At 68.0% G+C, this 25,648-nt stretch carries 24 protein-coding genes and 1 tRNA gene; 12 read left to right on the forward strand and 13 right to left on the reverse strand.

The window, feature by feature from the left end; translation table 11 throughout:
• Positions 1-53: 53 nt before the first annotated feature.
• The 5 genes from IPU70_RS17660 to apaG all read right to left on the reverse strand — a co-directional run bounded on the left by IPU70_RS17660 (position 54) and on the right by apaG (position 4,893).
• Positions 54-1,010, reverse strand: a complete 957-nt coding sequence (locus tag IPU70_RS17660; RefSeq protein ID WP_207469049.1) for a D-2-hydroxyacid dehydrogenase family protein — start codon at positions 1,008-1,010, stop codon at positions 54-56.
• A gap of 61 nt (positions 1,011-1,071) precedes the next feature.
• Positions 1,072-1,869: a DsbC family protein gene (locus tag IPU70_RS17665; protein WP_207469050.1), complete on the reverse strand. Its 798-nt coding sequence runs from the start codon at positions 1,867-1,869 to the stop codon at positions 1,072-1,074.
• A gap of 143 nt (positions 1,870-2,012) precedes the next feature.
• The gene (locus IPU70_RS17670) at positions 2,013-3,182 is read right to left on the reverse strand and encodes a UbiH/UbiF family hydroxylase (RefSeq protein WP_207469051.1); all 1,170 of its coding nucleotides are present in this window, start codon (positions 3,180-3,182) and stop codon (positions 2,013-2,015) included.
• A complete protein-coding gene (locus IPU70_RS17675; protein ID WP_207469052.1) occupies positions 3,179-4,480 on the reverse strand; it encodes a murein transglycosylase A in 1,302 nt (433 codons plus the stop codon). The genes IPU70_RS17670 and IPU70_RS17675 overlap by 4 nt, the downstream gene beginning before the upstream one ends.
• Positions 4,481-4,518: 38 nt before the next feature.
• The gene (gene apaG / locus IPU70_RS17680) at positions 4,519-4,893 is read right to left on the reverse strand and encodes a Co2+/Mg2+ efflux protein ApaG (RefSeq protein ID WP_207469053.1); all 375 of its coding nucleotides are present in this window, start codon (positions 4,891-4,893) and stop codon (positions 4,519-4,521) included.
• A 129-nt stretch (positions 4,894-5,022) separates the two neighbouring features.
• On the opposite strand from apaG, the gene rpe reads away from it, so the two are divergent.
• The 6 genes from rpe (at position 5,023) to trpC (ending at position 10,710) form a co-directional block, all read left to right on the forward strand.
• Complete coding sequence (gene rpe / locus IPU70_RS17685) at positions 5,023-5,751, forward strand: ribulose-phosphate 3-epimerase (RefSeq protein WP_207469054.1); 729 nt, start codon at positions 5,023-5,025, stop codon at positions 5,749-5,751.
• Positions 5,752-5,766: 15 nt separating this feature from the next.
• Positions 5,767-6,474, forward strand: coding sequence for a phosphoglycolate phosphatase (locus IPU70_RS17690; protein ID WP_207469055.1), 708 nt, complete (start codon positions 5,767-5,769; stop codon positions 6,472-6,474).
• A gap of 260 nt (positions 6,475-6,734) precedes the next feature.
• On the forward strand, positions 6,735-8,255 hold the full coding sequence (trpE, locus tag IPU70_RS17695; protein WP_207469056.1) for an anthranilate synthase component I: 1,521 nt from the start codon (positions 6,735-6,737) through the stop codon (positions 8,253-8,255).
• Between the two features lie 59 nt (positions 8,256-8,314).
• Positions 8,315-8,881, forward strand: coding sequence for an aminodeoxychorismate/anthranilate synthase component II (locus IPU70_RS17700; protein WP_207469057.1), 567 nt, complete (start codon positions 8,315-8,317; stop codon positions 8,879-8,881).
• A gap of 12 nt (positions 8,882-8,893) precedes the next feature.
• Positions 8,894-9,925 carry an anthranilate phosphoribosyltransferase gene (gene trpD / locus IPU70_RS17705; RefSeq protein WP_013391095.1) on the forward strand — a complete coding sequence of 344 codons (1,032 nt, stop codon included), beginning with the start codon at positions 8,894-8,896 and terminating at the stop codon, positions 9,923-9,925.
• On the forward strand, positions 9,922-10,710 hold the full coding sequence (gene trpC, locus IPU70_RS17710; RefSeq protein ID WP_207469059.1) for an indole-3-glycerol phosphate synthase TrpC: 789 nt from the start codon (positions 9,922-9,924) through the stop codon (positions 10,708-10,710). Before trpD ends, trpC begins: the two co-directional genes overlap by 4 nt.
• 10 nt (positions 10,711-10,720) lie before the next feature.
• Here trpC and IPU70_RS17715 read toward each other — a convergent pair whose 3' ends face one another.
• Positions 10,721-12,598 carry a sigma-54-dependent Fis family transcriptional regulator gene (locus IPU70_RS17715; RefSeq protein WP_207469060.1) on the reverse strand — a complete coding sequence of 626 codons (1,878 nt, stop codon included), beginning with the start codon at positions 12,596-12,598 and terminating at the stop codon, positions 10,721-10,723.
• 305 nt (positions 12,599-12,903) lie between these two features.
• Between IPU70_RS17715 and adh the strand changes: the two genes are divergently transcribed.
• On the forward strand, positions 12,904-14,433 hold the full coding sequence (adh, locus tag IPU70_RS17720) for an aldehyde dehydrogenase (RefSeq protein ID WP_207469061.1): 1,530 nt from the start codon (positions 12,904-12,906) through the stop codon (positions 14,431-14,433).
• 57 nt (positions 14,434-14,490) lie between these two features.
• On the forward strand, positions 14,491-14,868 hold the full coding sequence (locus IPU70_RS17725) for a DUF779 domain-containing protein (protein WP_042795603.1): 378 nt from the start codon (positions 14,491-14,493) through the stop codon (positions 14,866-14,868).
• 34 nt (positions 14,869-14,902) lie between these two features.
• Here IPU70_RS17725 and IPU70_RS17730 read toward each other — a convergent pair whose 3' ends face one another.
• From IPU70_RS17730 to IPU70_RS32815, 3 genes are read right to left on the reverse strand one after another with little or no spacing between them, the layout of a single operon-like run.
• Entirely contained in the window at positions 14,903-15,070 is a 168-nt protein-coding gene (locus tag IPU70_RS17730; RefSeq protein ID WP_207469062.1) for a hypothetical protein, read from the reverse strand.
• A 42-nt stretch (positions 15,071-15,112) separates the two neighbouring features.
• Positions 15,113-15,766 carry a 2-hydroxychromene-2-carboxylate isomerase gene (locus IPU70_RS17735; RefSeq protein ID WP_207469063.1) on the reverse strand — a complete coding sequence of 218 codons (654 nt, stop codon included), beginning with the start codon at positions 15,764-15,766 and terminating at the stop codon, positions 15,113-15,115.
• Between the two features lie 16 nt (positions 15,767-15,782).
• Complete coding sequence (locus IPU70_RS32815) at positions 15,783-16,130, reverse strand: DUF2917 domain-containing protein (RefSeq protein WP_242702561.1); 348 nt, start codon at positions 16,128-16,130, stop codon at positions 15,783-15,785.
• A 35-nt stretch (positions 16,131-16,165) separates the two neighbouring features.
• On the opposite strand from IPU70_RS32815, the gene IPU70_RS17745 reads away from it, so the two are divergent.
• Both IPU70_RS17745 and IPU70_RS17750 read left to right on the forward strand, forming a co-directional pair.
• Positions 16,166-17,083 carry a LysR substrate-binding domain-containing protein gene (locus IPU70_RS17745; RefSeq protein ID WP_207469064.1) on the forward strand — a complete coding sequence of 306 codons (918 nt, stop codon included), beginning with the start codon at positions 16,166-16,168 and terminating at the stop codon, positions 17,081-17,083.
• A gap of 112 nt (positions 17,084-17,195) precedes the next feature.
• Positions 17,196-19,256: an LTA synthase family protein gene (locus IPU70_RS17750; RefSeq protein ID WP_242702562.1), complete on the forward strand. Its 2,061-nt coding sequence runs from the start codon at positions 17,196-17,198 to the stop codon at positions 19,254-19,256.
• Positions 19,257-19,274: 18 nt separating this feature from the next.
• Here IPU70_RS17750 and selD read toward each other — a convergent pair whose 3' ends face one another.
• Positions 19,275-20,339: a selenide, water dikinase SelD gene (gene selD / locus IPU70_RS17755; RefSeq protein ID WP_207469067.1), complete on the reverse strand. Its 1,065-nt coding sequence runs from the start codon at positions 20,337-20,339 to the stop codon at positions 19,275-19,277.
• A gap of 139 nt (positions 20,340-20,478) precedes the next feature.
• Here selD and IPU70_RS17760 point away from each other — a divergent pair, with 139 nt between their 5' ends.
• Positions 20,479-21,579 carry a transglutaminase-like domain-containing protein gene (locus IPU70_RS17760; RefSeq protein ID WP_207469068.1) on the forward strand — a complete coding sequence of 367 codons (1,101 nt, stop codon included), beginning with the start codon at positions 20,479-20,481 and terminating at the stop codon, positions 21,577-21,579.
• Positions 21,580-21,598: 19 nt separating this feature from the next.
• Positions 21,599-22,138 (forward strand): TlpA disulfide reductase family protein, encoded by a 540-nt coding sequence (locus IPU70_RS17765; RefSeq protein WP_207469069.1) that lies wholly within the window; start codon positions 21,599-21,601, stop codon positions 22,136-22,138.
• Between the two features lie 22 nt (positions 22,139-22,160).
• Here IPU70_RS17765 and IPU70_RS17770 read toward each other — a convergent pair.
• The 3 genes from IPU70_RS17770 to selA form a co-directional block, all read right to left on the reverse strand.
• Positions 22,161-22,256 (reverse strand) — tRNA-Sec (locus IPU70_RS17770).
• Positions 22,257-22,279: 23 nt separating this feature from the next.
• Positions 22,280-24,214 (reverse strand): selenocysteine-specific translation elongation factor, encoded by a 1,935-nt coding sequence (selB, locus tag IPU70_RS17775; protein ID WP_207469070.1) that lies wholly within the window; start codon positions 24,212-24,214, stop codon positions 22,280-22,282.
• Positions 24,211-25,647 (reverse strand): L-seryl-tRNA(Sec) selenium transferase, encoded by a 1,437-nt coding sequence (selA, locus tag IPU70_RS17780; protein ID WP_207469071.1) that lies wholly within the window; start codon positions 25,645-25,647, stop codon positions 24,211-24,213. The genes selB and selA overlap by 4 nt, the downstream gene beginning before the upstream one ends.
• Position 25,648 lies beyond the last annotated feature (1 nt).

Consider the following 25,648-nt stretch of genomic DNA (forward strand, 5'->3'; position numbering starts at 1 on the left):
GAAATCAAAAAGGCTGCCCAAGGCAGCCTTTTTACTTTTTGCAGTCGCAACGCCTACGCGTTCAGCACGCGGATGGGCTTGCCGGCCTTCCACGCCTTCACCGCTTCCAGCGCGTTCTGATAAAACGCCTCGAAGTTCTCGCGGCTGACGTAGCCCAGATGCGGCGTCAGGATCACGTTGTCCAGGTCGCGCACGGTGTCGGTGGGCGACAGCGGTTCCTCGGGATAGACGTCCAGGCCCGCGCCCGCGATGCGGAACTTCACCAGCGCGTCCATCAGGGCGTCGTGGTCCACCAGGCCGGCGCGCGAGGTGTTGACCAGGTAGGCGGTCGGTTTCATCGCGGCCAGCGCGGCGGCGTCGACCACGTGGCGGCTGCGCTCGGACAGGATCAGGTGCAAGCTGACGACGTCGGACGTGGCGAAGAGTTCGTGCTTGTCCACCCGCTTCACGCCTGCGGCCTCGGCGCGCTCGTCGGTCAGGTTGGGGCTCCAGGCCACCACATCCATACCGAAGGCCAGACCTACCTTGGCGACCGCCGCGCCCAGCTTGCCCAGCCCCAGCACGCCCAGGCGCTTACCCGCCAGCGGTTCGGGCATGGCCGTCTGCCACATGCCGCGGCGCATGGCCGCATCTTCGGCGGGCAGGTGTTTGAACAGGCCCAGGATATGCGCCCAGGCGAGTTCGGCCGTGGCGGTGTTGGCGTCGGCGCTGCCGGGCGCGCCGCAGACGATGATGCCCTGCTCGGCGCAGGCCTGCATGTCAATGGCGTTGTTGCGCATGCCGGTGGTGACCAGCAGGCGCAGATTTGGGAGGGCGCGGATTCGTTCGGCAGGGAACGGCGTGCGCTCGCGCATGGCGACGATCACGTCGAAGGACTCGAGCGATGGCTCGACCTGCCCTTCCGGGATGAAATTGTTGAAGATCCGCACCTCGGCGTCACCGCCCAGCGAGGTCCAATCCGCATAGCGCTTCGCTACGTCGTGGTAATCGTCGAGTATTGCGATTTTCAAGAGCTGTCTCCGGGGGCTTGGCGCCTGTGGCGCCAGCCTCCCGGCCGGCGCACCGCGCCGGTCAGTTCAAGCGGGCTTTGAATTGCTCCAGGGGCAAGGCGCCACTGACGCGCGAGCCGTCTGCAAAGAAGGTGGTCGGCGTGCCGCGCACCATCAGCTTCTGGCCCAGGGCCAGCAGCTTGTCCTCGGGCACGTCGCAATTCGCGGTGGCGGGCTTCTTGCCGCGCAGCATCCAGTCGTCCCAGGTGGCGCCCGGGTCCTTGGAGCACCACACGTCGCGCACCTTGTCCTTGGAATCCGGCGACAGGATGGGATAGAGGAAGGTGTAGACGGTGATGTTGTCGACGTCTTCCAGCGTCTTGCGCAATTGCTTGCAATAGCCGCAATTGGGATCCTCGAAGATCGCGACCTTGCGCGAGCCGTCGCCCTTGACCTGCTTGATGGCCAGGTCCAGCGGCAACTGGTCGAACGACACGGCGCTCAGGCGCTCCTGCGTTTCGCGGGTGACGTCGCGGCGCGTCATGGCGTCGATCAACGGACCTTCCATGACCCAGGTCACCTTTTCATCCGTGTAGATCAGGTCCATGCCCAACTGCACTTCGAACAGGCCATAAGGCGTGCGGCGCACGGCCGTCACGTCCATGCCGTCGAAACGCTGGCGAAAACGGTCCTTGACCGCGTCCGCCACGGGATCGGCCGGCGCCACCTGGGTGGTGGAATAGCTCTTGTCGCCCTTGCCCGGCTGCCCCACCGACTGGGTCGAGACAGACTTGTCGCCCTGGGCCGCCGCGCCGGCGGACAAGCCCAGGCCCGCGGCCAGGAAACAAGCCGCCAGGGTGGCGGATATGCGGAAATTCATCGGTACTCCTGTACTTGTCTATCGTGTTCTTGTGCGGAAAGGTTAACCGATCCGCACAGCAGCCAAGCCGGCCTGCACGGGCAGCCGCCCCCTATGGGTCAGACAGTTCGCCCACAGGCTAGGTTCCGCGGGACGGACCCGCCCTAGTTGGCCGAGGCGCCGGTAATCAGGCGGCGCTTGATCAGCGGCGCCCGTTCCACCCAGTGCATGCCGGCGTTGCGCAGCCAGACCAGCGGCGTCGCCCGCGAGGCGAACAGCTTGTGCAGGCCGTCGGTGGCCAGGCGCATGGCCAGCACCGGCTCGGCGCGCGCGCGCTGGTAGCGGTGCAGCACGCGCAGGTCGCCCGCCGCGCGGTAGGCTTCGCGGCCGGAGACGACGCGGGCCAGGGCTTCGACGTCGCCCAGGCCCAGGTTCAGCCCCTGGCCCGCCAGCGGGTGCAGGCGGTGCGCCGCGTCGCCCGCCAGCGCGATGCCGGGCGCGACCATCTGGGCGCGTTCCAGCGTCAAAGGGAAGCCGTGCAGCTTGCTGCGGACCTTCAGCGCGCCCAAACGACCCTCGGCGGCCTCGGCCAGCAGGGCCTCGAGCCGGGTGGCCTGCTCCTCGGGCGGCAATGCCAGCAGCGCCTGGGCCAGCCCGGTGCGCATGGACCAGACCATGGAAACCTGCGGACCGGCCGAGGTGTCGGGCAGCGGCAGCAGGGCCAGCACGCCGTCGTCGCGGAACCATTGGAAAGCGGCGCCCTGGTGCGGGCGCTCGGCGTCCAGGTGCACCACCAAGCCCGTGTCGTCGTAGGACTGGGACTCGTGCTTCAGCCCGGCGGCCTCGCGCAGCGGCGACGCGGCGCCGTCGGCCCCCACGAACAGCTCGGCCTCGATGCGCGCGCCGCTTTCGGTGTCGATGGCGCCGTCCCGGTAGCCCGTGCAGCGGTCCTCCAGCCAGGGAATGCCGAACATGCGGACCGCCTGGATCAGCACGCGCTCGATTTCACCGGACTCGACGATCCACGCCAGTTGCGGCAGCGCCGCCTGCCAGGCGCTCAGGTTCACCTGGCCGTCGGCGTCGCCGTGGATTTCCATGGCGTTGACCGGCGTCAGCCGGGACGCGGGCATGGCGTCCCACACGCCCAGTTCGGCCAGAAAGCGCTGGCTGGCGGGCGAAATGGCGTAGACGCGCGGGTGATAGCGGTCGGGATCGGCCGGCGGCACGCTGGCGCGCGGCGCCAGCACGGCCACGCGCTGGCCGCGGCGGGCCAGCGCCAGGGCGGTGGACAGGCCGACGATGCCGGCCCCGCAAACGACGATCTGATGGCTCATCTTGCGCTTGGCTCCCCGGCCTGTTTCGGCCACAGCACCCACATCTGGCCGCGCTGCTTCATGCGGCCGGCCTGCTGGCCGGCTTCGTCGCCGTAGCCCCAATAGAAGTCGGCGCGCGCGCCGCCGCGGATGGCCGTACCCGTGTCCTGCGCCAACACCAGGCGCTGCAGCGGCCGGTCGGAGGCCGGATAGGTCGTGGCCAGGAACACGGGCGTACCCAGCGGCACGAAGCCCGCGTCAACCGCGATCGAACGCATGGGGGCCAGCGGCACGGCGTAGGCGCCCTTGGGACCTTGTTCCGGATCGACCACCACTTCTTCGCGGAAGAACACCACCGCCGGGTTGGCGTTGAGCATTTCCGGCACGCGCTTGGGATTGCGCTGGGCCCAGGCGCGGATGTTCTGCATGGAAGCCTGATCGGCGGACAGCTCGCCGCGGTCGATCAGCCAGCGGCCGATGGACGCGTAGGGCTGGCCGTTGTGGTCGGCATAGGCCACGCGGATGGTCTTGCCGGAATCGGGACCGTCGGTCAGCTGCACCCGGCCCGAGCCCTGCACCTGCAAGAAGAAGTTGTCGACGGGGTCGTCCACCCACACCAGCACGGGCGGGCGGCGGCCGGAAGATTCGATGGCGGCGCGCGAGTCATAGGGCACCACGCGCTTGCCATCCAGCTTGCCGCGCACGCGCTTGCCCGCCAGTTCCGGATAGATCGAGCCCAGGTCGATGGTCAGCAGGTCCGCGGGCACGGTGTACAACGGCCATTGGTGGCTGCCGCCCTGGCGGCGCGAGCCGCGCACCAGAGGCTCGTAGTAGCCCGTCACGGTATTGGTGGCCGGCTTGCCGTCAGCCGCGTTCAGCCGCCAGGGCTGCAGGTAGGCCTGGAGGAAGCGGCGCACGCCCTCGCCGTCACCGGCAGCCGGCGCGCGGGCCGGATCCACCGCGGCGGCGCAGACTGGCTGCCAGGCCCGCGGCGTGGCGCGCGCGGGCGCGGCCAGGTTGCCGCTGGTCGGCCGCATCAGGCCGCGGCAATTGCGCAGAAACAGGGGCCAGAAGCGCGACAGATCATCGTTGCTCCAGCCGGGCATCTCGGACCAGTTGGCCGCCTTGAACTTGCCGGCCAGCGCGCGCGGCGGAGTGTCCGGCAAGGATGCCAGCGACGGCACCACCAGAGGGCCGTCGGCCGCAGGCGCGGACGGGCCGGGGAGGCTGGACGAGCCCGAGTCGGGCGGGATATCGGAGGGGGTGGAACATGCCGCCAGCAATACGGACAGCACGGACAGACTGAGAATGCGCTTCATGAGCAAATGAAAAAACGTGCGACGGGTGGCCGGGCCATTCAATGCAGGGTACGCGGCATGGCCAGGACGAATTCGGCGATCGGCACTTCGAACGGAATGCCGTTCTCGCCGACGCAGTGATAGGTGCCCCGCATCGTACCCACCGGGGTAGGCAGGGGACAGCCGCTGGTGTATTCGAAGGTTTCGCCGGGCGCCAGCAAGGGCTGCTGCCCGACGATGCCCAGGCCGCGCACTTCCTGCACGCGCTGGTTGCCGTCGGTGATGATCCAGTGGCGGCTGATCACCTGGGCGGGATGCTCGCCGGTATTGGTGATGCGGACGGTATAGGCGAACACGAACTGCTGTTCGGCAGGGTCGGACTGTTCGGGCACGAAGCGCGGAGAGACAGAGACGCTCAGGTCGTAAGGTTTCACAGTCCTTCCCTGTGTGATGCTGGCAGGCCACCGTGGTACGGCGCCGGACGCTGGAAAAAGCGCGGTTCCCGGACCCGCCGGGCCGGGCCATTCCCGGTACCGCGCCTCAAACTGCAATAATGGCACATTATGCCCTCCCCGATCCCGAACATCATGTCTACCCAACAGGCTTCCACCCGCATCACCCCCAGCATCCTGTCGGCCGACTTCGCCCGCCTGGGCGAGGAAGTCCGCAACGTCGTCGCCGCCGGCGCCGACTGGATCCACGTGGACGTGATGGACAACCACTATGTCCCCAATCTGACCATCGGCCCGATGGTGTGCGCGGCGATCCGCCCCCATGTCCAGGTGCCGATCGACGTGCATCTGATGGTGGAACCGGTGGACGACCTGGTGCCGATGTTCGCCAAGGCCGGCGCCGACTACATCAGCTTCCATCCGGACGCCAGCCGCCACGTGGACCGCACGCTATCGCTGATCCGCGAAAACGGCTGTAAGGCCGGCCTGGTGTTCAACCCCGCCACCCCGCTGTCCTACCTGGACTACGTGATGGACAAGATCGACCTGATCCTGATCATGTCGGTGAACCCGGGCTTTGGCGGCCAGAGCTTCATCCCCGGCGCGCTGACCAAGCTGCGCGAGGCGCGCGCCCGGATCGACGCCTGGATGCAGGCCGGCGGCCAGGAAATCGTGCTGCAGGTGGACGGCGGCGTGAAGATCGACAACATCGCCGAAATCCGCCGCGCCGGCGCCGACACCTTCGTGGCCGGCTCCGCCATCTTCGGCAAGCCGGACTACGCCGGCATCATCAAGTCCATGCGCGAACAGATCGCCATCGGCGAAACCACCGCCATCTAAGCCTCGGGAACCGACATGACCGCTTTTCGCGCCGCGCTGCTGGACCTGGACGGCACCCTGCTGGATTCGATTCCCGACCTGGCCTTCGCGGCCAACGCCATGCGCGTGGAACTCGGCATGTCGCCGCTGCGCGAAGACGTGGTGGCCACCTTCGTGGGCAAGGGCGTGGACAACCTGGTGCGCCGCAGCCTGGCCGGCAGCCTGGACGCCGCCGACCCCACTGCCGCCGAGTTCGATGTCGCCCGCGCCGCCTTCTATCGCCACTACCACCTGTCCAACGGTGAGAAAGCGCAGATCTACCCCGGCGTCATCGAAGGCCTGAAGCTCATGCGCGAGCAGGGCCTGAAACTGGCGGTGGTGACCAACAAGCCCACTGAATTCACCCTGCCGCTGCTGCAGCGCACGGGCTTGGCGGGCTTTTTCGACGCCGTGGTCTGCGGCGACACCTGCGAGCGCCGCAAGCCGGATCCCGACCAGGTGTTGCATGCCTGCGACTTGCTCGGCGTCACCGCAGGGGAAGCCGTGACCATCGGCGATTCCGTCAATGACGCCCAGGCGGGCCGCAGCGCGGGCACCCAGGTGCTGGTGGTGCCTTATGGCTACAACGAAGGCCGCGACGTGCGCGACCTGGATGTCGATGGTATAGTTGACACGCTAGTCGCCGCCGCCCAATGGGTCGCGCTCTGGAATCAAAACCGGAACGCGGCAAAAACAGGCTCCTGAATACCCGGCGGCTCACCGCGAATTCAATACTGAACAAAGCTCAATGAACGTTTCCATCCAGAACCAAATGCTCGGCGCCTCGTGGCGCTGGTGGCGTTTGTCTTCCGGGTGGCGATGATCCCTCCCGGCCCTGGACGCGTATGCCGCCTAGTGCCGTAGCTGTGTAAAACACAGAGCCAAGCCCGGAACCAGTAACCTGGACCGGGCTTTTTTGTTGTGCGCCTGGTCCGATAGCAGATAAATCGCTCACGAGACCCGACATGACCGAAATCGAATTCAAGGCCCTCGCCGCACAAGGCTACAACCGCATCCCGCTGGTCGCCGAAACCTATGCCGACCTGGACACCCCGCTGGGCATCTACCTGAAGCTGGCACATGCCGGCCCCCAGGGCGGGCGCATGACCTGCCTGATGGAATCGGTGGTGGGCGGCGAGCGCTTCGGCCGCTATTCCTTCATCGGCCTGCCGGCCCGCACGGTGATCCGCGCCAGCGGCACCCGCACCGAAGTGCTGCATGACGGCAAGGTCGCCGAGACCCACGACGGCGATCCGCTGGCCTTCATCGAGCAGTACCAGAGCCGCTTCAAGGTCGCCCTGCGCCCGGGCATGCCGCGCTTCTGCGGCGGTCTGGCCGGCTATTTCGGCTACGACACGGTGCGCCACATCGAACCCTGCCTGGGCCCCGCGGTCAAGCCGTTTCCCGCCGGCATGGAAGGCGGCACGCCCGACCTGATGCTGATGCACGTGGACGAACTGGTCATCGTCGACAACCTGGCCGGCCGCATCTACCTGATGGTCTACGCGGATCCTTCCCAACCCGAATCCTACAGCCGCGCCCAGCAGCGCCTGCACGACCTGCGCACCCGCCTGCGACGCCCCGTGGAAATTCCCTACAGCCACGCCAGCATGCAGACCGAAGAGCGGCGCGACTTCAAGAAGGAAGACTATCTGGCGGCCGTGCACCGCGCCAAGGAACACATCGCCGCCGGCGACCTGATGCAAGTGCAGATCGGCCAGGTCATCGCCAAGCCCTTCCGCGACTCCCCCCTCTCCCTCTACCGCGCCCTGCGGTCGCTCAATCCCTCCCCCTACATGTACTTCTGGAACTTCGGCGACTTCCAGGTGGTCGGCGCGTCGCCGGAGATCCTGGTGCGCCAGGAGCGCGTGGTGGAAGACGGCGAACCCAAGTCGCAGATCACCATCCGTCCCCTGGCTGGCACCCGCAAGCGCGGCGGCACACCCGAGGAAGACGCCGCCCTGGCCGCCGAACTGAAGGCCGACCCCAAGGAAGTGGCCGAACACGTGATGCTGATCGACCTGGCACGCAACGACGTGGGCCGCGTGGCCCAGGTGGGCTCGGTCAAGGTCAGCGACACCATGGTGATCGAACGCTATTCGCACGTAATGCATCTGGTATCCAACGTCACCGGCACCCTGAACCCCGGCATGAGCAGCATGGACGTGCTGCGCGCCTCCTTCCCCGCCGGCACCCTGACCGGCGCGCCCAAGGTCGAGGCCATGAAGATCATCGACGAACTCGAGCCCGTGCGCCGCGGCATCTACGGCGGCGCGGCCGGCTACCTGAGCTACGGCGGCGAAATGGACGTGGCCATCGCCATCCGCACCGGCGTCATCAAGGATGGCACGCTGTATGTGCAGGCCGCCGCCGGCATCGTGGCCGACTCCAACCCCGAAGCCGAATGGGCCGAAACCGAAGCCAAGGCCCGCGCCGTGCTGCGCGCGGCGGAGCAGGTGCAGCACGGCCTGGACGAGCCCATCTGAGGCCCCGCGAGCCCCACCGGATACATCCGGGCCGCCGGACGGCCCTACAGGAGAATTAAATGCTGTTGATGATCGATAACTACGACTCTTTCACCTACAACCTGGTTCAGTACTTCGGTGAACTGGGCGAGGACGTGCGCGTGGCGCGCAACGACCAGATCACGCTGGAAGAGATCACCGCCATGAATCCGGACCGCATCTGCGTATCGCCCGGCCCCTGCTCCCCCGCCGAGGCGGGCATCTCGGTGCCCGTGATCCAGGCCTTCGCCGGCAAGAAGCCCATCCTGGGCGTGTGCCTGGGCCACCAGGCCATCGGCGCGGCCTACGGCGGCGACATCGTGCGCGCGCAGCAAATCATGCATGGCAAGACGGTGCAGATCTCGCACACCGGCACCGACATCTTCACCGGCCTGCCCACGCCTTACACGGTGATCCGTTACAACTCGCTGACTATCGATCCCGCCACCCTGCCCGACTGCCTGGCCGTGACCGCGACCGCGCCGGACGGCGACATCATGGGCGTGCGCCACAAGACCTTGCCGCTATACGGGGTACAGTTCCATCCCGAGTCGGTGCTCAGCGAGCACGGCCATGCCCTGCTCCGCAATTTCCTGAACCTCGCTTAAGAAGGACGCATCGTGACGATTTCCCCCGCCGAAGCGCTGACGCGCTGCATTGAACACCGCGAAATTTTCCACGACGAAATGCTGCATCTCATGCGCATGCTGATGCGCGGCGAAATGTCGCCGCAGATCGCAAGCGCCCTGCTGATGGGCCTGCGCGTGAAGAAAGAGACCATAGGCGAGATCACCGCGGCCGCGCAGGTCATGCGCGAGTTCGCCACGCCCGTGGTCACGCCCAACCCCGCCGACCTGCTGGACATGTGCGGCACCGGCGGCGACGGCAGCCATACCTTCAACATTTCCACCACCGCAATGTTCGTGGCGGCCGCCGCCGGCGTGCCGATAGCCAAGCACGGCAACCGCAGCGCCTCGTCCTCCAGCGGCAGCGCCGACGTGCTGGAAGCGCTGGGCGCCAACCTGGTGCTGACCCCCGAACAGGTAGCCGAATGCATCCAGGCGACCGGCATCGGCTTCATGTTCGCGCCGGCCCACCATGGCGCCATGAAGAACGTGGCCGCCGTGCGCAAGGAGCTGGGCGTGCGGACGATCTTCAACATTCTCGGCCCGCTGACCAATCCGGCCGGCGCCGCCAACCAGCTGATGGGGGTGTTCCATCCCGATCTGGTCGGCATCCAGGTGCGCGTGCTGGAACGCCTGGGTTCGCGCCACGTGCTGGTGGTGCACGGCAAGGACGGCATGGACGAGGCCTCGCTGGGCGGCGCCACCCTGGTCGGGGAACTCAAGGACGGAAAAATCCTCGAATATGAGATCCATCCCGAGGACTACGGGCTATCCATGATGTCCAACCGGAGCATCAAGGTGTCCAATCGCGAACAATCGCGCGAGCTTGTCATAGAGGCGCTCGAAAATGTCGAGGGCACCGCCCGCGACATCGTCGCGCTCAATGCGGGACTCGCCATCTATGCTGGCAATAAAGCCGATTCCATTCCCGAAGCCTTAGCACTAGCATTCGAATTGATCTCCACCGGCGCGGCGCGAGCCAAGCTGGAAGAATTCTGCGCATATACCCGGAAATTCCTGAAATGAACGATATTCTCGCGAAGATCCTCGCCGTCAAGGCCGAGGAAGTCGCCGCCGCTCGCCAGATGCGCAGCGAAGCCGAAGTCCTGCGCGAAGCGCAGGCGCGGCAGGACGTGCGTGGCTTTGCCCAAGCCATCGAAGACAAGATCTCGCAAGGCAAGGCCGGCGTCATCGCTGAAATCAAGAAAGCCTCGCCCTCCAAGGGCGTGTTGCGCGACCCCTTCAATCCCCCGGAAATCGCCTCCACCTATGCGGTGCACGGCGCGGCCTGCCTGTCGGTGCTGACCGACGTGCAGTTCTTCCAGGGTTCCCACGACCACCTGCGCCAGGCGCGCGCGGCTTGCTCGTTGCCGGTTCTGCGCAAGGACTTCGTGGTCGACCCGTACCAGATCATCGCCGCGCGCGCCATGGGCGCGGACTGCGTGCTGTTGATCGTGGCCGCGCTCAGCCCCGCGCAATTGCGCGACTATGAAACACTGGCGATGGAACTGGGCATGGACGTGCTGGTGGAAGTGCACGACGCCAAGGAACTGGACGTCGCGCTGACCCTGAAAACGCCGCTGCTCGGCATCAACAACCGCAACCTGCGCACCTTCGAGACCAGCCTGTCGAACACCCTGGACCTGCTGCCCCGGATCCCCGCGGGCAAGCGCGTCGTGACCGAAAGCGGCATCCTCAAGCCGGAAGACGTGCAGCTGATGCGCCAGCACAAGGTCGATGCCTTCCTGGTAGGCGAAGCCTTCATGCGCGCCAAGGATCCGGGCGCGGAACTTGCGCGCCTGGTGGGCTAGGCCAAAAAAGCTATCTTGCGCGCGGCGTGGCCAGCGCCGCAGCGCGCCGATACAGCGTGCTGCGGTGCATGCCCAGTGCGCGGGCCGCGCGGCTGACGTTGCCGCCATGCGCGGCCAAAGCATCGCGGATTGCGGCGTCGGTCATGGCTTGCAGGCTGGCAGGATCATCGCCGCAGGCGGTTGGCTGAACCAGCGCCGCGCTGCGGATGTCGGCAGGCAACATGTCGACGTCAACCACGCCGGCAGGCCCCGCCAGCACATGCAGCGTGCGCAGCACGGCTACCAGTTGCCGGTAGTTGCCAGGCCAGGCATAGGCGCCCAGGATGGCTTCGATATCGGGCGGCAGGACTGGCCCCGCGCCCTGCGCCGCCCACAGGCCGCGCAGCAATTCCAGGCGGTCGGCGCGCGCGCGCAGCGGCTCCAGCGTGACGGTGTATTCGGCGATGCGGAAGTACAGGTCCGGGCGCACCGGCGCATCGGGCCCTTCGTGGGCCAGCGGCCGGTGGGTCGCGCACACCAGCGCGAAATCCACCGACACCGGCCGCGCCGCGCCCAGCGGCGAGACTTCACGCGTCTGCAACACGCGCAAGAGGCGCGATTGCAGCATCAGCGGCATGTCGCCGATCTCGTCCAGGAACAGCACGCCGCCATGCGCCTGGCGCAGCAGCCCCTTGCTGCCCTGGCGGCGTGCGCCGGTGAAGGCGCCGTCTTCGTAGCCGAATAGTTCGGATTCGATCAGGCTTTCAGGCAGCGCCGCGCAGTTCACCGCCACGAACGGCCCGGACGCCCGCTTGCTGCGCGCATGCAGCTGGCGCGCGAACACTTCCTTGCCCACGCCGGTTTCGCCCTGCAGCAGGATGGATACGTCCGCGTCCGACAGGTGCACGGCGCGCGCCAGCGCGCCCAGGGTCGCGGCATCGAAATTCGGCGCCGCGGTGCGCGGGCCCGTGGCGGGCGGCAGCAGCGGCTGTGCCGGCGCCTGCGGCGCGCGCGAGCGCGGCCAGCGCAGGCGCGCGTGGTACACGGCGCCGGAGCGCGCCTGTACCCTGCCGGCCGCGTCGGGGCAGCGCTCCATGTCGCCATCGAACACGTCGGTATAGCGGTACACGCCCAGGGCGGTGGGCGCCAGGCCCAGCGCCTGCAAGGCGCGGCGGTTGGCGCCGATCAGCAGGTCGCCCTGAAAGGCGAGCAGGCCTTCGCCCGGCGCGCCCAGTCCGGAATGGTCCACGTGCAGCCGCAGCACGGCATGCTGCTCGTAGGCTTGTTCAAACAAACGGTGCTCGATCAGGTCCACGGCGGCGCGCACCAGCTCCAGCACGTCGGGCCGCAGGTCGCGCGCCGGACTCGACAGGTCCAGCACGCCCAGCGTGCGGCCTTCGCTGTCGGTAATGGGGACGGCGGCGCAGGTCAGGATGCGGTTGGGTTCGAAATAGTGTTCCGCGCCATGCACGGCGATGGGCCGGCCTTCCACCAGCGCGGTGCCGATGGCGTTGGTGCCTGCGGCCGCTTCGTCCCACGGCGCGCCGGGCATCAGCGCCACGCGCGACGCGCGCTGGGCGAAGCCGGTGTCGCCGTCGGAGTCCAGCACCAGGCCTTGCGCGTCGGACAGGATCACCAGGCCGCCGCTGCCGCCGGCCTCGCGGCGCAGCATGGACATGGCGGGTTCGGACAGCCGGCGCAGCGCCTCGTTGCGCTGCTGGGCCTCGCGCAGCTCGCCCTGGGTCATGAGCTCGGCGCGGCGCACGCCGCGCATGTCGAAACCCAGGTCGGCGCAGCGCCGCCACGATCGCAGGATGGGCTCGGCGACCATGCCGCCGGGCACCGCGCCTTGCTGGTTGAACAGCAGGCGCGCTTGCGTCAACGCGTGCTGACGGGAATGAGTGGCCATGCATGTCTCCTGGGACAGGCGTTCTGCGACACCTGTTCCGCGACGATGTCGCAAAAAGCGACAGGGAAGGCCCCCACGCCGCACCCGCAGCGCGGGCTTGCTGCCCCCCAAGGGGGCTGGCCCGCCTTGGGACGGCCCGGCGGCGGGCCGGCCCTCGAGGGGCTCTGCTGCCTATTGCCCGTTCGGAAACCTACTTTCGCATGCAAGCCGCGGGCTGTCCAGCAGGGATGCCCCGGCTGGCACGCTCCTTGCTTGATACAGGACAGGCAGCCGACTGCCGCTATCCCACAATACCGGAGACAAGCATGGACATCGCGACCCGCATCACCCCCGACTCCTACGGCACGCGCCTGGACCTGAAGACCCAGTACGACAACTTCATCGACGGCAAATGGCAGAAGCCCGCCGACGGCGAATACTTCGACAATGTCACGCCGGTCACGGGCCAGGTGCTGACGCGCAACGCGCGTTCGAAGGAGCGCGACATCGAACTGGCGCTGGACGCCGCGCACCGCGCCGCACCCAAATGGGGTGCAACCCCGGCGGCGCAGCGCGCCCGCATGCTGATGCAGATCGCCGATGTGATGGAGGCGAACCTGGAGCGCCTGGCCACGGCCGAAACCTGGGACAACGGCAAACCCATCCGCGAAGCGCGCGCCGCCGACATTCCGCTGGCGATCGACCACTTCCGCTATTTCGCCTCTTGCATCCGCAGCCAGGAAGGCGGCCTGTCCGAGATCGACAGCGACACGGTGGCCTACCACTTCAATGAACCGCTGGGCGTGGTCGGCCAGATCATTCCCTGGAACTTCCCCATCCTGATGGCGGCGTGGAAGCTGGCGCCAGCCTTGGCCGCGGGCAATTGCGTGGTGCTCAAGCCCGCCGAGCAGACGCCGCTGGGCATCCTGCTGCTGATGGAACTGATCGGCGACATCCTGCCCCCGGGCGTGGTCAACGTGGTCACGGGCTTCGGCCTGGAAGCCGGCAAGCCGCTGGCCTCGAACAAGCGCATCGCCAAGATCGCCTTCACCGGCGAGACCACCACCGGCCGCCTCATCATGCAGTACGCCTCGCAGAACATCATTCCGGTGACGCTGGAGCTGGGCGGCAAGTCGCCCAACATCTTCTTTGCCGACGTCGCCGCGCAGGACGATGATTTCCTCGACAAGGCGGTCGAAGGCTTCGTCATGTTCGCGCTGAACCAGGGCGAGGTCTGCACCTGCCCCAGCCGCGCGCTGATCCAGGAATCCCTGTACGACAAGTTCATGGAGCGCGCCCTGAAGCGCGTCGCCGAGATCAAGCAAGGCAATCCGCTGGACGCCGACACCATGCTGGGCGCGCAGGCTTCCACCGAACAGCTGGAGAAGATCCTGTCGTACCTGGACATCGGCAAGCAGGAAGGCGCCGACGTGCTGGCCGGCGGCTCGCGCGCACAGATGCAGGGCGCGCTGGAAGGCGGCTATTACGTGCAGCCCACGGTGTTCAAGGGCCACAACAAGATGCGCGTGTTCCAGGAGGAAATCTTCGGGCCGGTGGTGGCCGTGACGACCTTCAAGGACGCCGACGACGCGCTGGCCCTGGCCAACGACACGCTCTACGGCCTGGGCGCGGGCGTGTGGTCGCGCGACGCCAACACCTGCTACCGCATGGGACGCGCGATCAAGGCGGGCCGCGTATGGACCAACTGCTATCACGCCTATCCGGCGCATGCGGCATTCGGCGGCTACAAGCAATCCGGCATCGGGCGCGAGAACCACAAGATGATGCTCAACCACTATCAGCAGACCAAGAACCTGCTGGTGAGCTACTCGCCGAAGAAGCTGGGTTTCTTCTGACCCGGTTGTGTTCCGGCGCCGGGCCGCGAGGCCCGGCGCGCCTCAAAGGAGCCTGACATGGCAGAGCAAACGCCGCGCGTGGTCGCCACCGACGAGGCGCGCAGCCTGATCGAAACCCTGCGCGCCAAGCATGGCCCGCTGATGTTCCACCAATCCGGCGGCTGCTGCGACGGCAGCTCGCCCATGTGCTACGCCCAGGGCGAATTCATGGTGGGCGGTTCGGACGTGCTGCTGGGCGAATTGGAGGGCTGCCCGTTCTATATGGGCGAGGACCAGTTCGCCTATTGGGAGCACACCCAGCTCATCATCGACGCGGTACCCGGCCGGGGCGGCGCCTTCTCGCTGGACAGCGCGGAAGGCAAGCGCTTCCTGCTGCGTTCGCGGCTGTACTCGGACGAAGAATGGGCGCGGGTGGCGCCCGTCAGCAGAGGCTAGCCTGCGCCCCCCTGAGCAGATTGCGCGCGGGGCCCTAGCGGCTCCGCGAGCCTCTATGCGGACTGCCCTTGTCCGGCGTGCCGGCATCGACAACCTGTTTCCACTGGAACGACACGCGCCGGATGCGCGCGGCGCGGAATTGCGTGAACGAACGGCCGCCCGGCATGGGCGCGCCGCGATAGGCACTGCTGGCGTTTTTCATTGCTGAAAGTGGTGTGAGGAAAAAACTTGCGCGGGCGGCGGCTCAGGGGCGCGCGACGGACGAGGTCCAGGCGCTGGCGGGCGCCGCGCGGCGGGTCCATTCCAGCGCATCTTCGAGGCGGTCGTTGCCCCAGAACATTTCGCCGTCCACAAAAAAGGTCGGCGCGCCGAACAGGCCCAGGTTGCGCGCCTGGTCGACCTGGCCGCGCAGCGCTTCCTTGGCGGCTTCGGACTTGCCGCGGGCGATCAGGACATCGGCGTCCAGGCCCAGGTCCGTCAGCAGTCCGTGCACCACGTCCTCGGACTGGATGTCCAGGTCGCGCTGGAAGTTGGCGCGGAACACCGCCACGCAGAAATCGCGGCCCCAGGGCTCGTCCTGGCCCAGCAGCGCAATGCGCGCGGGCAGCACGCTCATGCGCGGAAACAGGCGCGGACGGTTGTAGACCAGGCCGTACTTTTCGGCCAGGCGGGCGATGTCGCGCATCATGTAGGCGCCCTTGCCCGGGAACAGCCGGAACGGCGTGTCGTTCCAGCCCTGTGCCTGGAAGATCGGACCCAGCAGGAAGGGCCGCAGGTCGACCCGGACCGCGGCCTCTTGCGCCAGGGCGTCGATGCGCTCTATCGCCAGATAGCTGTACGGGCTGGCGAAATCGAACCACATCTCGATGCGGGGCGTGTCGGGCAGGGGCGCGGTCATGACTAGGGCTCCGGGACTACTGAGAAATTAGCGCGACCTGCGCATCCGGCAGGCCGCTGAGAACGACATCGCGATCGCTACCGACGGTGATGGAATCACCGGCTTGAAGCACGCTGTCATCGAAGCGCTGGTATTCGGACAGCCACAAGGTGCCGGCGTGACACACGATGCGGACGCCCAAAGCGTGTTTGAGCAGCATAGTCGAGCCGCCGGCCAGATGGAATGACATTCCCGCAGTGCAACATACCTGGATCATGGCGTACCCCTGGGCCGCGGCGGCGGCGATCGCGGCGGATTGCGGGGCTCTGCGCTCCTTATCCGTCGTCTGAGTCTTATTGGACGCCCTGGAGGTACTATTGCTCAAGCGACATTTCCGTCCGATACGCATGAGTTTTACGAATGCCATACCCACTGGCTAAACTCCCGCCGCTTGATCTGGTCCGAGGCTTCGTGGCCGTGGGCCGCCGCATGAGCATCACGCTGGCCGCGCAGGACCTGCATGTGACGCAATCGGCCGTGAGCCGCCAGATCCGGGCGCTGGAAGCCCATCTGGGCGTGCCGCTGCTGGTGCGAGGATTCCGCAGCGTGTCGTTCACCTCCGAAGGCGCGCAACTGTTCCGCATGGCCGACGTCTGGCTCAGCCAATTGGGCGACCTGACCGAACAACTGCGCGCGCCCGAACGCCGCACGCCCGTCACCGTCACCACCACCATAGGAGTGGCCTCGCTGTGGCTGCTGCCGCGGCTGGGGGACTTCCAGGCGGCCCATCCGCATATCGACGTGCGCGTGGCGGCCGACAACCGGCTGATCGACATCGACCGCGAAAGCGTGGACATCGCCATCCGCTACAGCCTGCGCGATGGCGTGCCGGACAGCGCGGCCTGGCTGTTCGGCGAGGCGGTGGTGCCGGTAGCCCACCCCTCGCTCAAGGCCCGCCTGCTGGATGCCGAGGAACTGCAGCGCCACGTGCTGCTGGAATTCGACGACCCGACGCGTCCCTGGCTGCAATGGTCGGAATGGCTGAACGCGCGCGGGCTGGGCCGCGTGCCCGCCCGGGGCATGCTGCGCTTCAACCAATATGATCAGATCGTGCATGCCGCGCTGGCGGGCCACGGCATCGCGCTGGGACGGCTGGCGCTGATCGCGCCGATGCTGGCGGACCAGCGCCTGGAGGCCGTCGGTGGCCAGGCCGCCAGCGCCACCGAGCACGCCTACTGGCTGGTGCGCAATACGCGCCGCGCCACGCCGGACGCCGACGTCGTCACGCGCTGGCTGATGGAACAAGCGCAAGCCACCGCGCGCGACCTGACCGCGTAGGCGCCCCGCCCTTCGGACGCCGCGCTACAAAATCCATACAGATCTTCATAACTTGGGACTGCTGTTCCAGTAGATTGCGGCGCGTGTCCGTAACCCTGCTCCCAAGATGTTGATGAGGCTTTTCCGTCCGGCGTCGAGGTGGCAATACTGGCTCGCCAACTTTCAGCGTTCCTGCCTGGTCCTGCTGGCCCCCTGGCTGATCAGCGTGCTCGCGCAAAGCGCCGGGCGCGGCTACCTGCTGCTGCGCCATGCGGCGCCGGGGACGTATGACGCGCTGCCGCAGGACGTGCGGCGCAGCCTGACGACCGGGCTGCTGTTCGACATCAAGGTCGCCAGCATTGCCTGCTCGGCGCTGCTGCTGCTGTCCATGGCGGCGGCCGCCAAACCCGGTTTGCAACAGCGCTGGCAACGCTGTCTGCCGGGGCTGGGCGCGGTCATGGCGATGCTGTTCACGGCCATCACGATCGTCAGCGTCTTCTACTTCGCGACGTTCTCGCGCTCGATCGACATCTTCGTGTTCGGCCTGGTCGACGACGACACCCACGCCATCCTGATGACCCTGTGGCACGGCTATCCGCTGACGCAGGCCGGCCTGCTGTTGGCGACCGTGCTGGCCGGCACCTGGTGGCTCGGCCGCCGCTGGCGCGGCCGGGTGCAGCGCATGCGGTTCAAGCGTCGCGCATTCATACCCAGCCTGCTCCGGTTCGCGCTGATCATCGCCGTCACCGTGCTGGCCTGTAGAGGCTCGCTGGGCAGGTTTCCGCTCAACAAGGACGACACCAGTATTTCGTCGCTGCGCCTGCTCAACGACATTGCGCCCAATGGCATATCGGCCTTCTCCTGGGCTCTGTCGGATCGCGGCAACGACAAGCGCTTCGAACCCGTCTCAGCGCGCGAAGGACGCCTGCTCTACGAGCGTTTCCTGGGTTGGCCGGGCGACGGCCTGCGGCCCTTCATGGCCGCAACCGGCCCCAATGCGGCGGCCGCGGCGCAGCCGCCCCACGTGGTGCTGCAGGTCATGGAAAGCATGGGCGCGCATCTGAACGCTTATGACCGTCCCGGCCGCGACCTGCTTGGCGCGCTGCGGCCGCACTGGCGCCAGGACTGGGTATTCGAGCGCTTCGTGGCCGAAGGCAACGGCACCATCGAATCGTTGAGCCTGCTGCTGGTGCGCAGCCCCATTGCCGCCGTCGGCCAATCGTCGGCGGCGGATACGCCCTTCGCCAGCAATGCCTTCACGCCTTTTCTGCAACGCGGCTACCGGGTCGTCTTCGTCACGTCCGGCGCCGCCACCTGGCGCAATCTCGGCACCTTCGCCACCAAGCTGGGCGCCCACGAGTTCGTGGACCAGCAAACCCTCAGGGCGCGCTATCCCCAAGCACGGACCGGAACCTGGGGCGTGCCCGACGAGTACATGTTCCGCTACATCGAGGAGCGGCTGGCGCAAGGCACCGAAGATGGCCTGCCGCTATTCATTGTGGCCTTGTCCACCACCCACCACCCCCCGTTCATCGTGCCGGAAGGCGGCCAGCGGGGTAGTCTGCCCCTGGATGACGTGGCCAGCCTGCCGTATTTCAAAAACTGGGATACGCTGGCCGCCGCATTCGACACGCTGCGCTACGCCAACGACCAGTTGGGCGGCTTCCTGACGCGCCTTAAAGGCTCGGCCAACGCGTCGCGCACCATCGTCGCCGTGACCGGCGACCACAACATCCTGGGCATCGACTATCAGGATCCGAAGGACGCGGCGCTGGCGCGCGCCGTGCCGTTCTATCTGTACGTGCCGCCGGCCTATCGATCGCAGGCGCACTACGACCCGGCGCGCGTGGGCAGCCACAAGGACATCCTGCCCACGCTGTATCACCTGAGCCTGCCGCAGACACCCTACTTCCGCAGCGGCTGCAACCTGCTGGCCGCGCGGCCCGACCCGGCCTGGTGTTTCGGCTTCAACAACGGGCACGTGATGCTGACGGATGAAGGGGTGTTCCGGCCGGACAAGCCCGGCCGCATCCTGCCCTGGGCAGGTCCGTCGGGACTGGCGCTGGAGGCAGAACAGGACGCCACGGCCGAGCAATGGGCGGAGCAGGTGCGGTTGAACGCCTATCCGCGGCTGCTGCACTGGCAGATCAACTACCAGGTGCAGGAACTGGGCCGCGCAGGCCAGGAACGCTAGCCCTGGAGAAGCCGGGCTTCAGTCGACGCGCACTTCCGGTTCGCCCGCGCGCATTTCGCCGATGACGGCCGCCTGTTCGAAACCGTGCTGGCGGAACAGGTCCAGCACCGCCTGCGCGGCATCCGGCGTACACGCCACCAGCAGGCCGCCCGCGGTTTGCGGGTCGGTCAGCAAGGCGCGCTCGGTGTCGCTAACGCCGTCGCCCAGACGCACGGACGCGCCATAGGAGGCCCAGTTGCGGCCGGACGCGCCGGTGATGACGCCGTCCGCGGCGAACGCCTGCACGCCGGGCAGCCAGGGCAGCGCATCGCGCCGCACATACGCCGTCAGTTGCGCGCCGCGCGCCATCTCCAGCGTGTGTCCCAGCAGGCCGAAGCCGGTCACGTCGGTGATGGCGTGCACGCCTTCCATGGCGGCCAGCGCCGGGCCTGGCCGGTTCAAGCGCGTGGTCTCGGTGATCATGGCACGGTAGCCGGCGTCGTCCAGGCGGTTCTTCTTCAACGCGGCGGACAGGATGCCCACGCCCAGCGCCTTGCCCAGGATCAGCACGTCGCCGGCGCGCGCATCGGCATTGCGCTTGATGCGGCCGGGATGCACCAGGCCCATCGCCGCCAGCCCGTAGATGGGTTCGACGGAGTCGATGCTATGGCCGCCGGCCACCGGTATGCCGGCGTCCTTGCAGACCGCTTCGCCACCGCGCAGGATGTCGGCGATGACGCTGTGCGGCAGCACGTTGATCGGCATGCCCACGATGGCCAGCGCCATGATGGGCGTGCCGCCCATCGCATAGACGTCCGACAGCGCGTTGGTCGCGGCGATGCGGCCGAAATCGTAGGGATCGTCGACGATGGGCATGAAGAAATCGGTGGTGGCGATCAGCGCCTGCTCGTCGTTCAGCCGGTAGACCGCCGCGTCGTCGGCGGTCTCGGTGCCCACCAGCAGATCCGGATAGCTGACAGCCGGGCCGAAGCGCTTGAGCAGCTCGGACAGCACGCCGGGCGCGATCTTGCAGCCGCAGCCGCCCCCGTGCGAAAGCGAAGTCAATCGCGGCACCGCCGTGCTGGCAACATCCTGGGTGGTCATCTGAATCTCCGTTGGTCAGTGGAAAAGGATAGCACCGCCCCGGGGATTGGCCCTATGATGATCCGGCAGCACGCAGCAACGGACGGCCGCCCGGCCCCGGGCGCACCGACGGCCAATCTTCACCGTGAGTGAGGGCTACATGGATCGCCGACATTTTCTCCGTTTCTCGGGCGCCCTGTGCGCCGCCAGCGCGGCACTGCCCAGGGCGGCGCGCGCGGATCTCGCCCCCATCAGCGCCGACTGGCGCGCCTTCGAACTGACCACCGACATTACCGTGCAGGACCCGGGCGCGCATGCGCGCATCTGGATTCCGGTTCCCTATGCCACGGACACCGCCTACCAGCGCGGCGCGCAAAGCAGCTGGCAGGTCAGCGGCGGCGGCAGCGCGCAACTGACGCAGGCACCCGGCTACGGCGTGCAGATGCTGGCCGTGCAATGGCCGGATGCGCAAGCGCCACGCAGAGTCACCGTCACCAGCCGCTTTCAGACCCGCAACCGGCGCGTGGACCTGAGCCAGCCGCCCGCTGCCGGCATCCCGCAGGAAAGCGCGGCGGCGCTGCGCGAATTCCTGCAGCCCACCGCGCTGCTGCCCACCGACGGCATCGTCAAAAGCACTGCCGACAGCATCACCCGCGGCCATCGCGGCGATCTGGCGCAGGCCCGCGCCATCTACGAATGGGTGGTCGAGAAGACCTGCAGGACCGCGTCCACCCGGGGCTGCGGCGTGGGCGACGTGCGATACATGCTCACGGCCAACGATCTGAACGGCAAATGCGCCGACATCAACTCCCTGTTCGTCGCGCTGGCCCGCGCCGCCGGCATACCCGCCCGCGACGCCTACGGCCTGCGCGTGGCGGACTCCGAGTTCGGCTACAAAAGCCTGGGCAAGGCGGGCGATGTCACCAAGGCGCAGCATTGCCGCGCCGAGTTCTATGCCGCCGGCTACGGCTGGGTACCCGTGGACCCGGCCGACGTGCGCAAGGTCATGCTGGAAGAGCCTCCCGGCGAGCTGCCGCTGACCGACGCCAAGGTGCGCGCCGCGCGCGTCATGCTGTTCGGCGCCTGGGAGATGAACTGGGTGGCCTACAACCATGGCCATGACGTGGTCCTGCCCGGCGCGGCCCATGGCCCCGTGCCTTTCCTGATGTATCCCAACGGCGAAACCTCGGCCGGCCGGTTGGACAGCCTGGATCCCGACAGCTTCAGCTACAAGCTCAGCGCCAAGCCGCTTGCCATCTGAGTCCAGCCAGGGGACCGCCATGATCAGCCGCCGCCTACTCCTGCAGTCCGGCCTGTCGCTGGCGGCCCTGCCCTGGTTCGTACAGGCTGCCAGCGACGATGCGCTCAAGAAAGCCACCGGTCCGGACTGGGCTCCCTGGACCTCAGCCACCCCGCCCCTGGCCTTGCCCGACCTATCCGGCCGCGAGAAAAAGCTCTCCTCCTGGCGCGGCAATGTGCTCATCGTCAGTTTCTGGGCCACCTCTTGCGAGCCCTGCCGCGACGAAATCCCCATCATGTCCGCCATGGCCAAGCGCCATCGCGAGGAAGGCTTGCGCCTGGTCGCGGTGAACGTCGGCGATTCGGCGGCCAAGATCAGCACTTTCCTGGCGAAGTGGCCGGTCGCGGGTACCGTGCTGCATGACAGGAACAGCACGGTGTCGAAACAATGGGACGCGGTCGGGCTGCCCGCGAACTATCTGGTGGATCGCGGCGGATCGGTCCGCTATTGGCACCTGGGGCAACTGGACTGGAAATCGGACCGCGTGGGCGGCGTGGTGACGGGACTGCTGCGGGCCTAGCGCGCGGGCGCTGCGCGAAGGATGGCGGAAGGCAGCAGGAGTCGAACCTACCTGGGAACGTCTGACGTCCCCAACTGGGTTTGAAGCCCAGCCGTGCCACCGGGCACGAATGCCTTCCATGGTGGCCGCTCATGATACCGGTTACTGCGTCAGGCGCGTGCTGCCGTAGGCGCTTTCCTGGCGCAGCACGTGCGCATCGCGCACCCGCCGGGTGTAGCCCACGCGATCGAAGAACTCCAGGATCTGGATCGCGCGTTTCCTGCCCAGGCCGGTAGCGTCGCGGAACGCTGCGGCGTTCAAGCCTGCCGGCTGCGCCGTCAGGCCTTGCGCCAGCGCCGCCAGCCCGGCCACCTGATCGCGGTGATAAAACAGGTCCTTCACCACCTGGGCCACTTCGCCGCGCCGCAAGAGCTTGCGCAGCAGCTGCCGCACGCGGTCCTCGGGCTCGCCCAGCGTGCGGGCCAGGTCGCGCACCCAGGGCGGGTCGAAGGCGCCGGCTGCCAGCAGAGGCAGCAGGCGCTCAGCCAGCGCCGACTCATCGGGCGCCAGGGTCGCGGTATGGCCGGGCAGATGCAGCCAGGGGCCGTTGCGCACGATGCGGCCGTCGCGTTGCAGATCGTCCAGCACTGCGAGCCATAGCGCGTCCGGGCCGACGGGCATGGCCATGCGGCGCAAGCGCGGCCCGTCGGGCCCCGGCTCGTCGGGCGCGCCTTGGTGGAACGCCGCCAGCGCCTGCTCCACGCGGACCCGCAACGCGTCCCAATGGGCCGCAAGCATCAGGGTACGCGGCGCCTGCGGCGTGCGCGCCTCCAGCCACAGCGCGCCATGCGGCGCGGGGATTTCAGCCACGGGCCGGCCGGTCAGTCGCTGCAAGGCGTCTTCGTCCAGGCCCAGCGCGGCATGCTCCAGCACCGGATGCAGGCCGGCGCCGTCCAGCATGGACGACAACGCCTGCAGCCACTGCCTGCGCGCGGCGGAACGGCGCTTGCGGTCCGGCGCGTTCGGGTCCAGCACCCGGCCGCCGCCGACCGTGCGCGTGGCCTGCGCGTTGCGCACGATATAGCGGTCGCCCGGCATGACGCAGACCGGTTCGTCGAACACCAGCTGCACCCAGCCGGACTGCCCCGGCGCCAACGACTCCGCGCTCAGCGGCACCACATGCGCGACGTGGCGCGCCGCGCCGATGTGCACATGCAGCGGCGCCCAGGCGCGCACCGGCGCATCCGCGGAGTCCAGCAGCGTCAGCGCCACATCGACATGGCGCGACGGCAGGAAGCAGCGCGCGTCCGCGATCCAGTCGCCGCGGGCGATGGCGTTCTTGTCCATGCCCGCGAGATTCAAGGCGCAGCGCTGGCCGGCCGCGCCGGTCTCGCTGGGTTGGTTCTGGGCGTGGATGCTGCGCACCCGCACGCGCGCGCCGGCAGGCATCAACCGCAGGTCGGCCGTTTCGTCGCCGGCGCGGGCCAGCCCGGCATGGGCCGTGCCCGTCACCACCGTGCCGTGGCCGGCCAGCGTGAAAACCCGGTCGACGGCCAGCCGGAACAGGCCGGCGCCATCACGGCGGTGCATGGCCTGCGCCTGGGCGTCCAGGTGCGCTTTCAGTTCCGCCACGCCCGCATCGCCGGGCTGCGATGCGCACACGGCATACAGCGGCGCATTCTGCAGAAAGGTGCCAGCGGCAAGCTCCGCGATTTCGGCGCGCACCGCCTGCAGCCGCGCGGCGTCGGCGCGGTCGATCTTGGTCAGCGCCATCGCGCCGCGCGCCACGCCTAGCAAGGCCAGGATGGCCAGGTGCTCGCGCGTCTGTGGCATGACGCCGTCGTCCGCCGCCACCACCAGCAGGCCGAAATCGATGCCGCTGGCGCCAGCCGCCATGGTGTGCACCAGCTTCTCATGGCCAGGCACGTCGATGAAGCCCAGCACGTCGCCGTTGGGCAAGGGCGTGTAGGCGTAGCCCAGCTCGATCGAAATCCCGCGCGCCTTCTCTTCCTTGAGCCTGTCGGTGTCGACGCCGGTCAGCGCCCGCACCAGCGTGGTCTTGCCATGGTCGATATGGCCGGCGGTGCCGATGATCATGCCTGCTCCGCCAGATGCGCCAGCTGCGCGGCAAAGTCCGCTTCGTCGCGCGCTTCCAGGCAGCGCAGGTCCAGCCACAAGGCATCGTCGGCGATGCGGCCGATCACGGGCACGGGCAGGCGGCGCAGCCGCGTCTCCAGCTTGTCCAGATGGCGTCCCGCGCGGCCGATGCCGGTGTAGCGCACGGCCAGGCCGTAGCTGGGCAGCTGGTCCACCGGCAAGGCGCCGCTGCCGATCTGGCTGAACATGGGTACGGCTTCGACCGCGTACGGCTCGCCCGCCGCGTGCGACAGAGGACCGCGCAGACGTTCGGCCTGCGGCTGGATGTCGCGCTGCGGGCGGGTCAGCAGGCGCAGCGTGGTCAGCCGCTGGGCCAGGAATTCCGGCGCGCGATACAGGCCCAGCACCGGCTCCAGCGCCGCCAGCGTCAGCTTGCTGACGCGCAAGGCGCGTTTCAGCGGGTTTTTCTTGATCTTGCGGATCAAATCCTTGCTGCCCACCAGCAAGCCTGCCTGCGGACCACCCAGCAGCTTGTCGCCGCTGAAGGTGACCAGGTCGGCGCCGGCCGCGATGGTCTCGCGCACGGTATCTTCCTTCGGCAGGCCGAATTGCGTCAGGTCAACCAGCGTGCCGCTGCCCAGGTCCACGGTGGCCGGCAGGCCGCGCGCATGCGCCAGCGCCGCCACTTCGGCCACGCTCACGCTTTTAGTGAAACCGGTGACCGCGTAGTTGCTGCAATGCACCTTCATCAGCATCGCCGTGCGCGGGCCGATGGCGTTTTCGTAGTCGGCTGCGTGCGTGCGGTTGGTGGTGCCGACTTCGACCAGCTTGGCGCCGGCGCGCTTCATGATGTCGGGGATGCGGAACGCGCCGCCGATCTCGACCAGTTCGCCGCGCGACACCACCACTTCGCGCCGGTCGGCCAGCGCGTTCAACATCAGCAGCACGGCCGCGGCGTTGTTGTTGACGACGGTGGCGGCCTCGGCTCCCGTCAGTTCGCACAGCAGCTCGTCGATCAGGTCGTCGCGGTCGCCGCGTCCGCCGCTGTCCAGATCGAATTCCAGATTGGCGGGGCTGGTGAGTGCGCGCAACACCGAGGCCACCGCCTCGTCGGGCAGCAGCGCCCGGCCCAGATTGGTGTGGAGCACCGTGCCGGTCAGGTTGTACACCGCCCGCAGCCTAGGCTCGGCGGCGCGGGCCAGGGCTGCGGCCACGCGCGACGCCACGGCATCGGCATCGAGTTCCTGGCGCGGCAGCCCGCCGGCCAGCGCGCGTTCGCGCATCGCGTCCAGGTCGCGGCGCAGGGCCGCCACCACCTGGGTCCTGCCATGCTCATCCAGCGCGGCGCGCATGGCCGGCGCGTTCAGCAACCGGTCCAGGGAGGGAATGTCGGAGACTGCGGCCGCGCCGCCATCGGGCGTATGCGCAGCCATG

Origin of the sequence: Achromobacter sp. SD115 (assembly GCF_017355315.1) — a bacterium.
Classification (GTDB): Bacteria; Pseudomonadota; Gammaproteobacteria; order Burkholderiales; family Burkholderiaceae_B; genus Achromobacter; species Achromobacter xylosoxidans_B.

Bases quoted from the DNA above. Each gene is read 5' to 3' on its own strand.
- IPU70_RS17665 (WP_207469050.1), bottom strand. From the start codon at position 1,869: ATGAATTTCCGCATATCCGCCACCCTGGCGGCTTGTTTCCTGGCCGCG.
- IPU70_RS17670 (WP_207469051.1), bottom strand. From the start codon at position 3,182: ATGAGCCATCAGATCGTCGTTTGCGGGGCCGGCATCGTCGGCCTGTCC.
- IPU70_RS17675 (WP_207469052.1), bottom strand. From the start codon at position 4,480: ATGAAGCGCATTCTCAGTCTGTCCGTGCTGTCCGTATTGCTGGCGGCA.
- rpe (WP_207469054.1), top strand. From the start codon at position 5,023: ATGCCCTCCCCGATCCCGAACATCATGTCTACCCAACAGGCTTCCACC.
- IPU70_RS17690 (WP_207469055.1), top strand. From the start codon at position 5,767: ATGACCGCTTTTCGCGCCGCGCTGCTGGACCTGGACGGCACCCTGCTG.
- trpE (WP_207469056.1), top strand. From the start codon at position 6,735: ATGACCGAAATCGAATTCAAGGCCCTCGCCGCACAAGGCTACAACCGC.
- IPU70_RS17700 (WP_207469057.1), top strand. From the start codon at position 8,315: ATGCTGTTGATGATCGATAACTACGACTCTTTCACCTACAACCTGGTT.
- trpC (WP_207469059.1), top strand. From the start codon at position 9,922: ATGAACGATATTCTCGCGAAGATCCTCGCCGTCAAGGCCGAGGAAGTC.
- IPU70_RS17715 (WP_207469060.1), bottom strand. From the start codon at position 12,598: ATGGCCACTCATTCCCGTCAGCACGCGTTGACGCAAGCGCGCCTGCTG.
- adh (WP_207469061.1), top strand. From the start codon at position 12,904: ATGGACATCGCGACCCGCATCACCCCCGACTCCTACGGCACGCGCCTG.
- IPU70_RS17725 (WP_042795603.1), top strand. From the start codon at position 14,491: ATGGCAGAGCAAACGCCGCGCGTGGTCGCCACCGACGAGGCGCGCAGC.
- IPU70_RS17730 (WP_207469062.1), bottom strand. From the start codon at position 15,070: ATGAAAAACGCCAGCAGTGCCTATCGCGGCGCGCCCATGCCGGGCGGC.
- IPU70_RS17735 (WP_207469063.1), bottom strand. From the start codon at position 15,766: ATGACCGCGCCCCTGCCCGACACGCCCCGCATCGAGATGTGGTTCGAT.
- IPU70_RS17745 (WP_207469064.1), top strand. From the start codon at position 16,166: ATGCCATACCCACTGGCTAAACTCCCGCCGCTTGATCTGGTCCGAGGC.
- IPU70_RS17750 (WP_242702562.1), top strand. From the start codon at position 17,196: ATGAGGCTTTTCCGTCCGGCGTCGAGGTGGCAATACTGGCTCGCCAAC.
- selD (WP_207469067.1), bottom strand. From the start codon at position 20,339: ATGACCACCCAGGATGTTGCCAGCACGGCGGTGCCGCGATTGACTTCG.
- IPU70_RS17760 (WP_207469068.1), top strand. From the start codon at position 20,479: ATGGATCGCCGACATTTTCTCCGTTTCTCGGGCGCCCTGTGCGCCGCC.
- IPU70_RS17765 (WP_207469069.1), top strand. From the start codon at position 21,599: ATGATCAGCCGCCGCCTACTCCTGCAGTCCGGCCTGTCGCTGGCGGCC.
- selB (WP_207469070.1), bottom strand. From the start codon at position 24,214: ATGATCATCGGCACCGCCGGCCATATCGACCATGGCAAGACCACGCTG.
- selA (WP_207469071.1), bottom strand. From the start codon at position 25,647: ATGGCTGCGCATACGCCCGATGGCGGCGCGGCCGCAGTCTCCGACATT.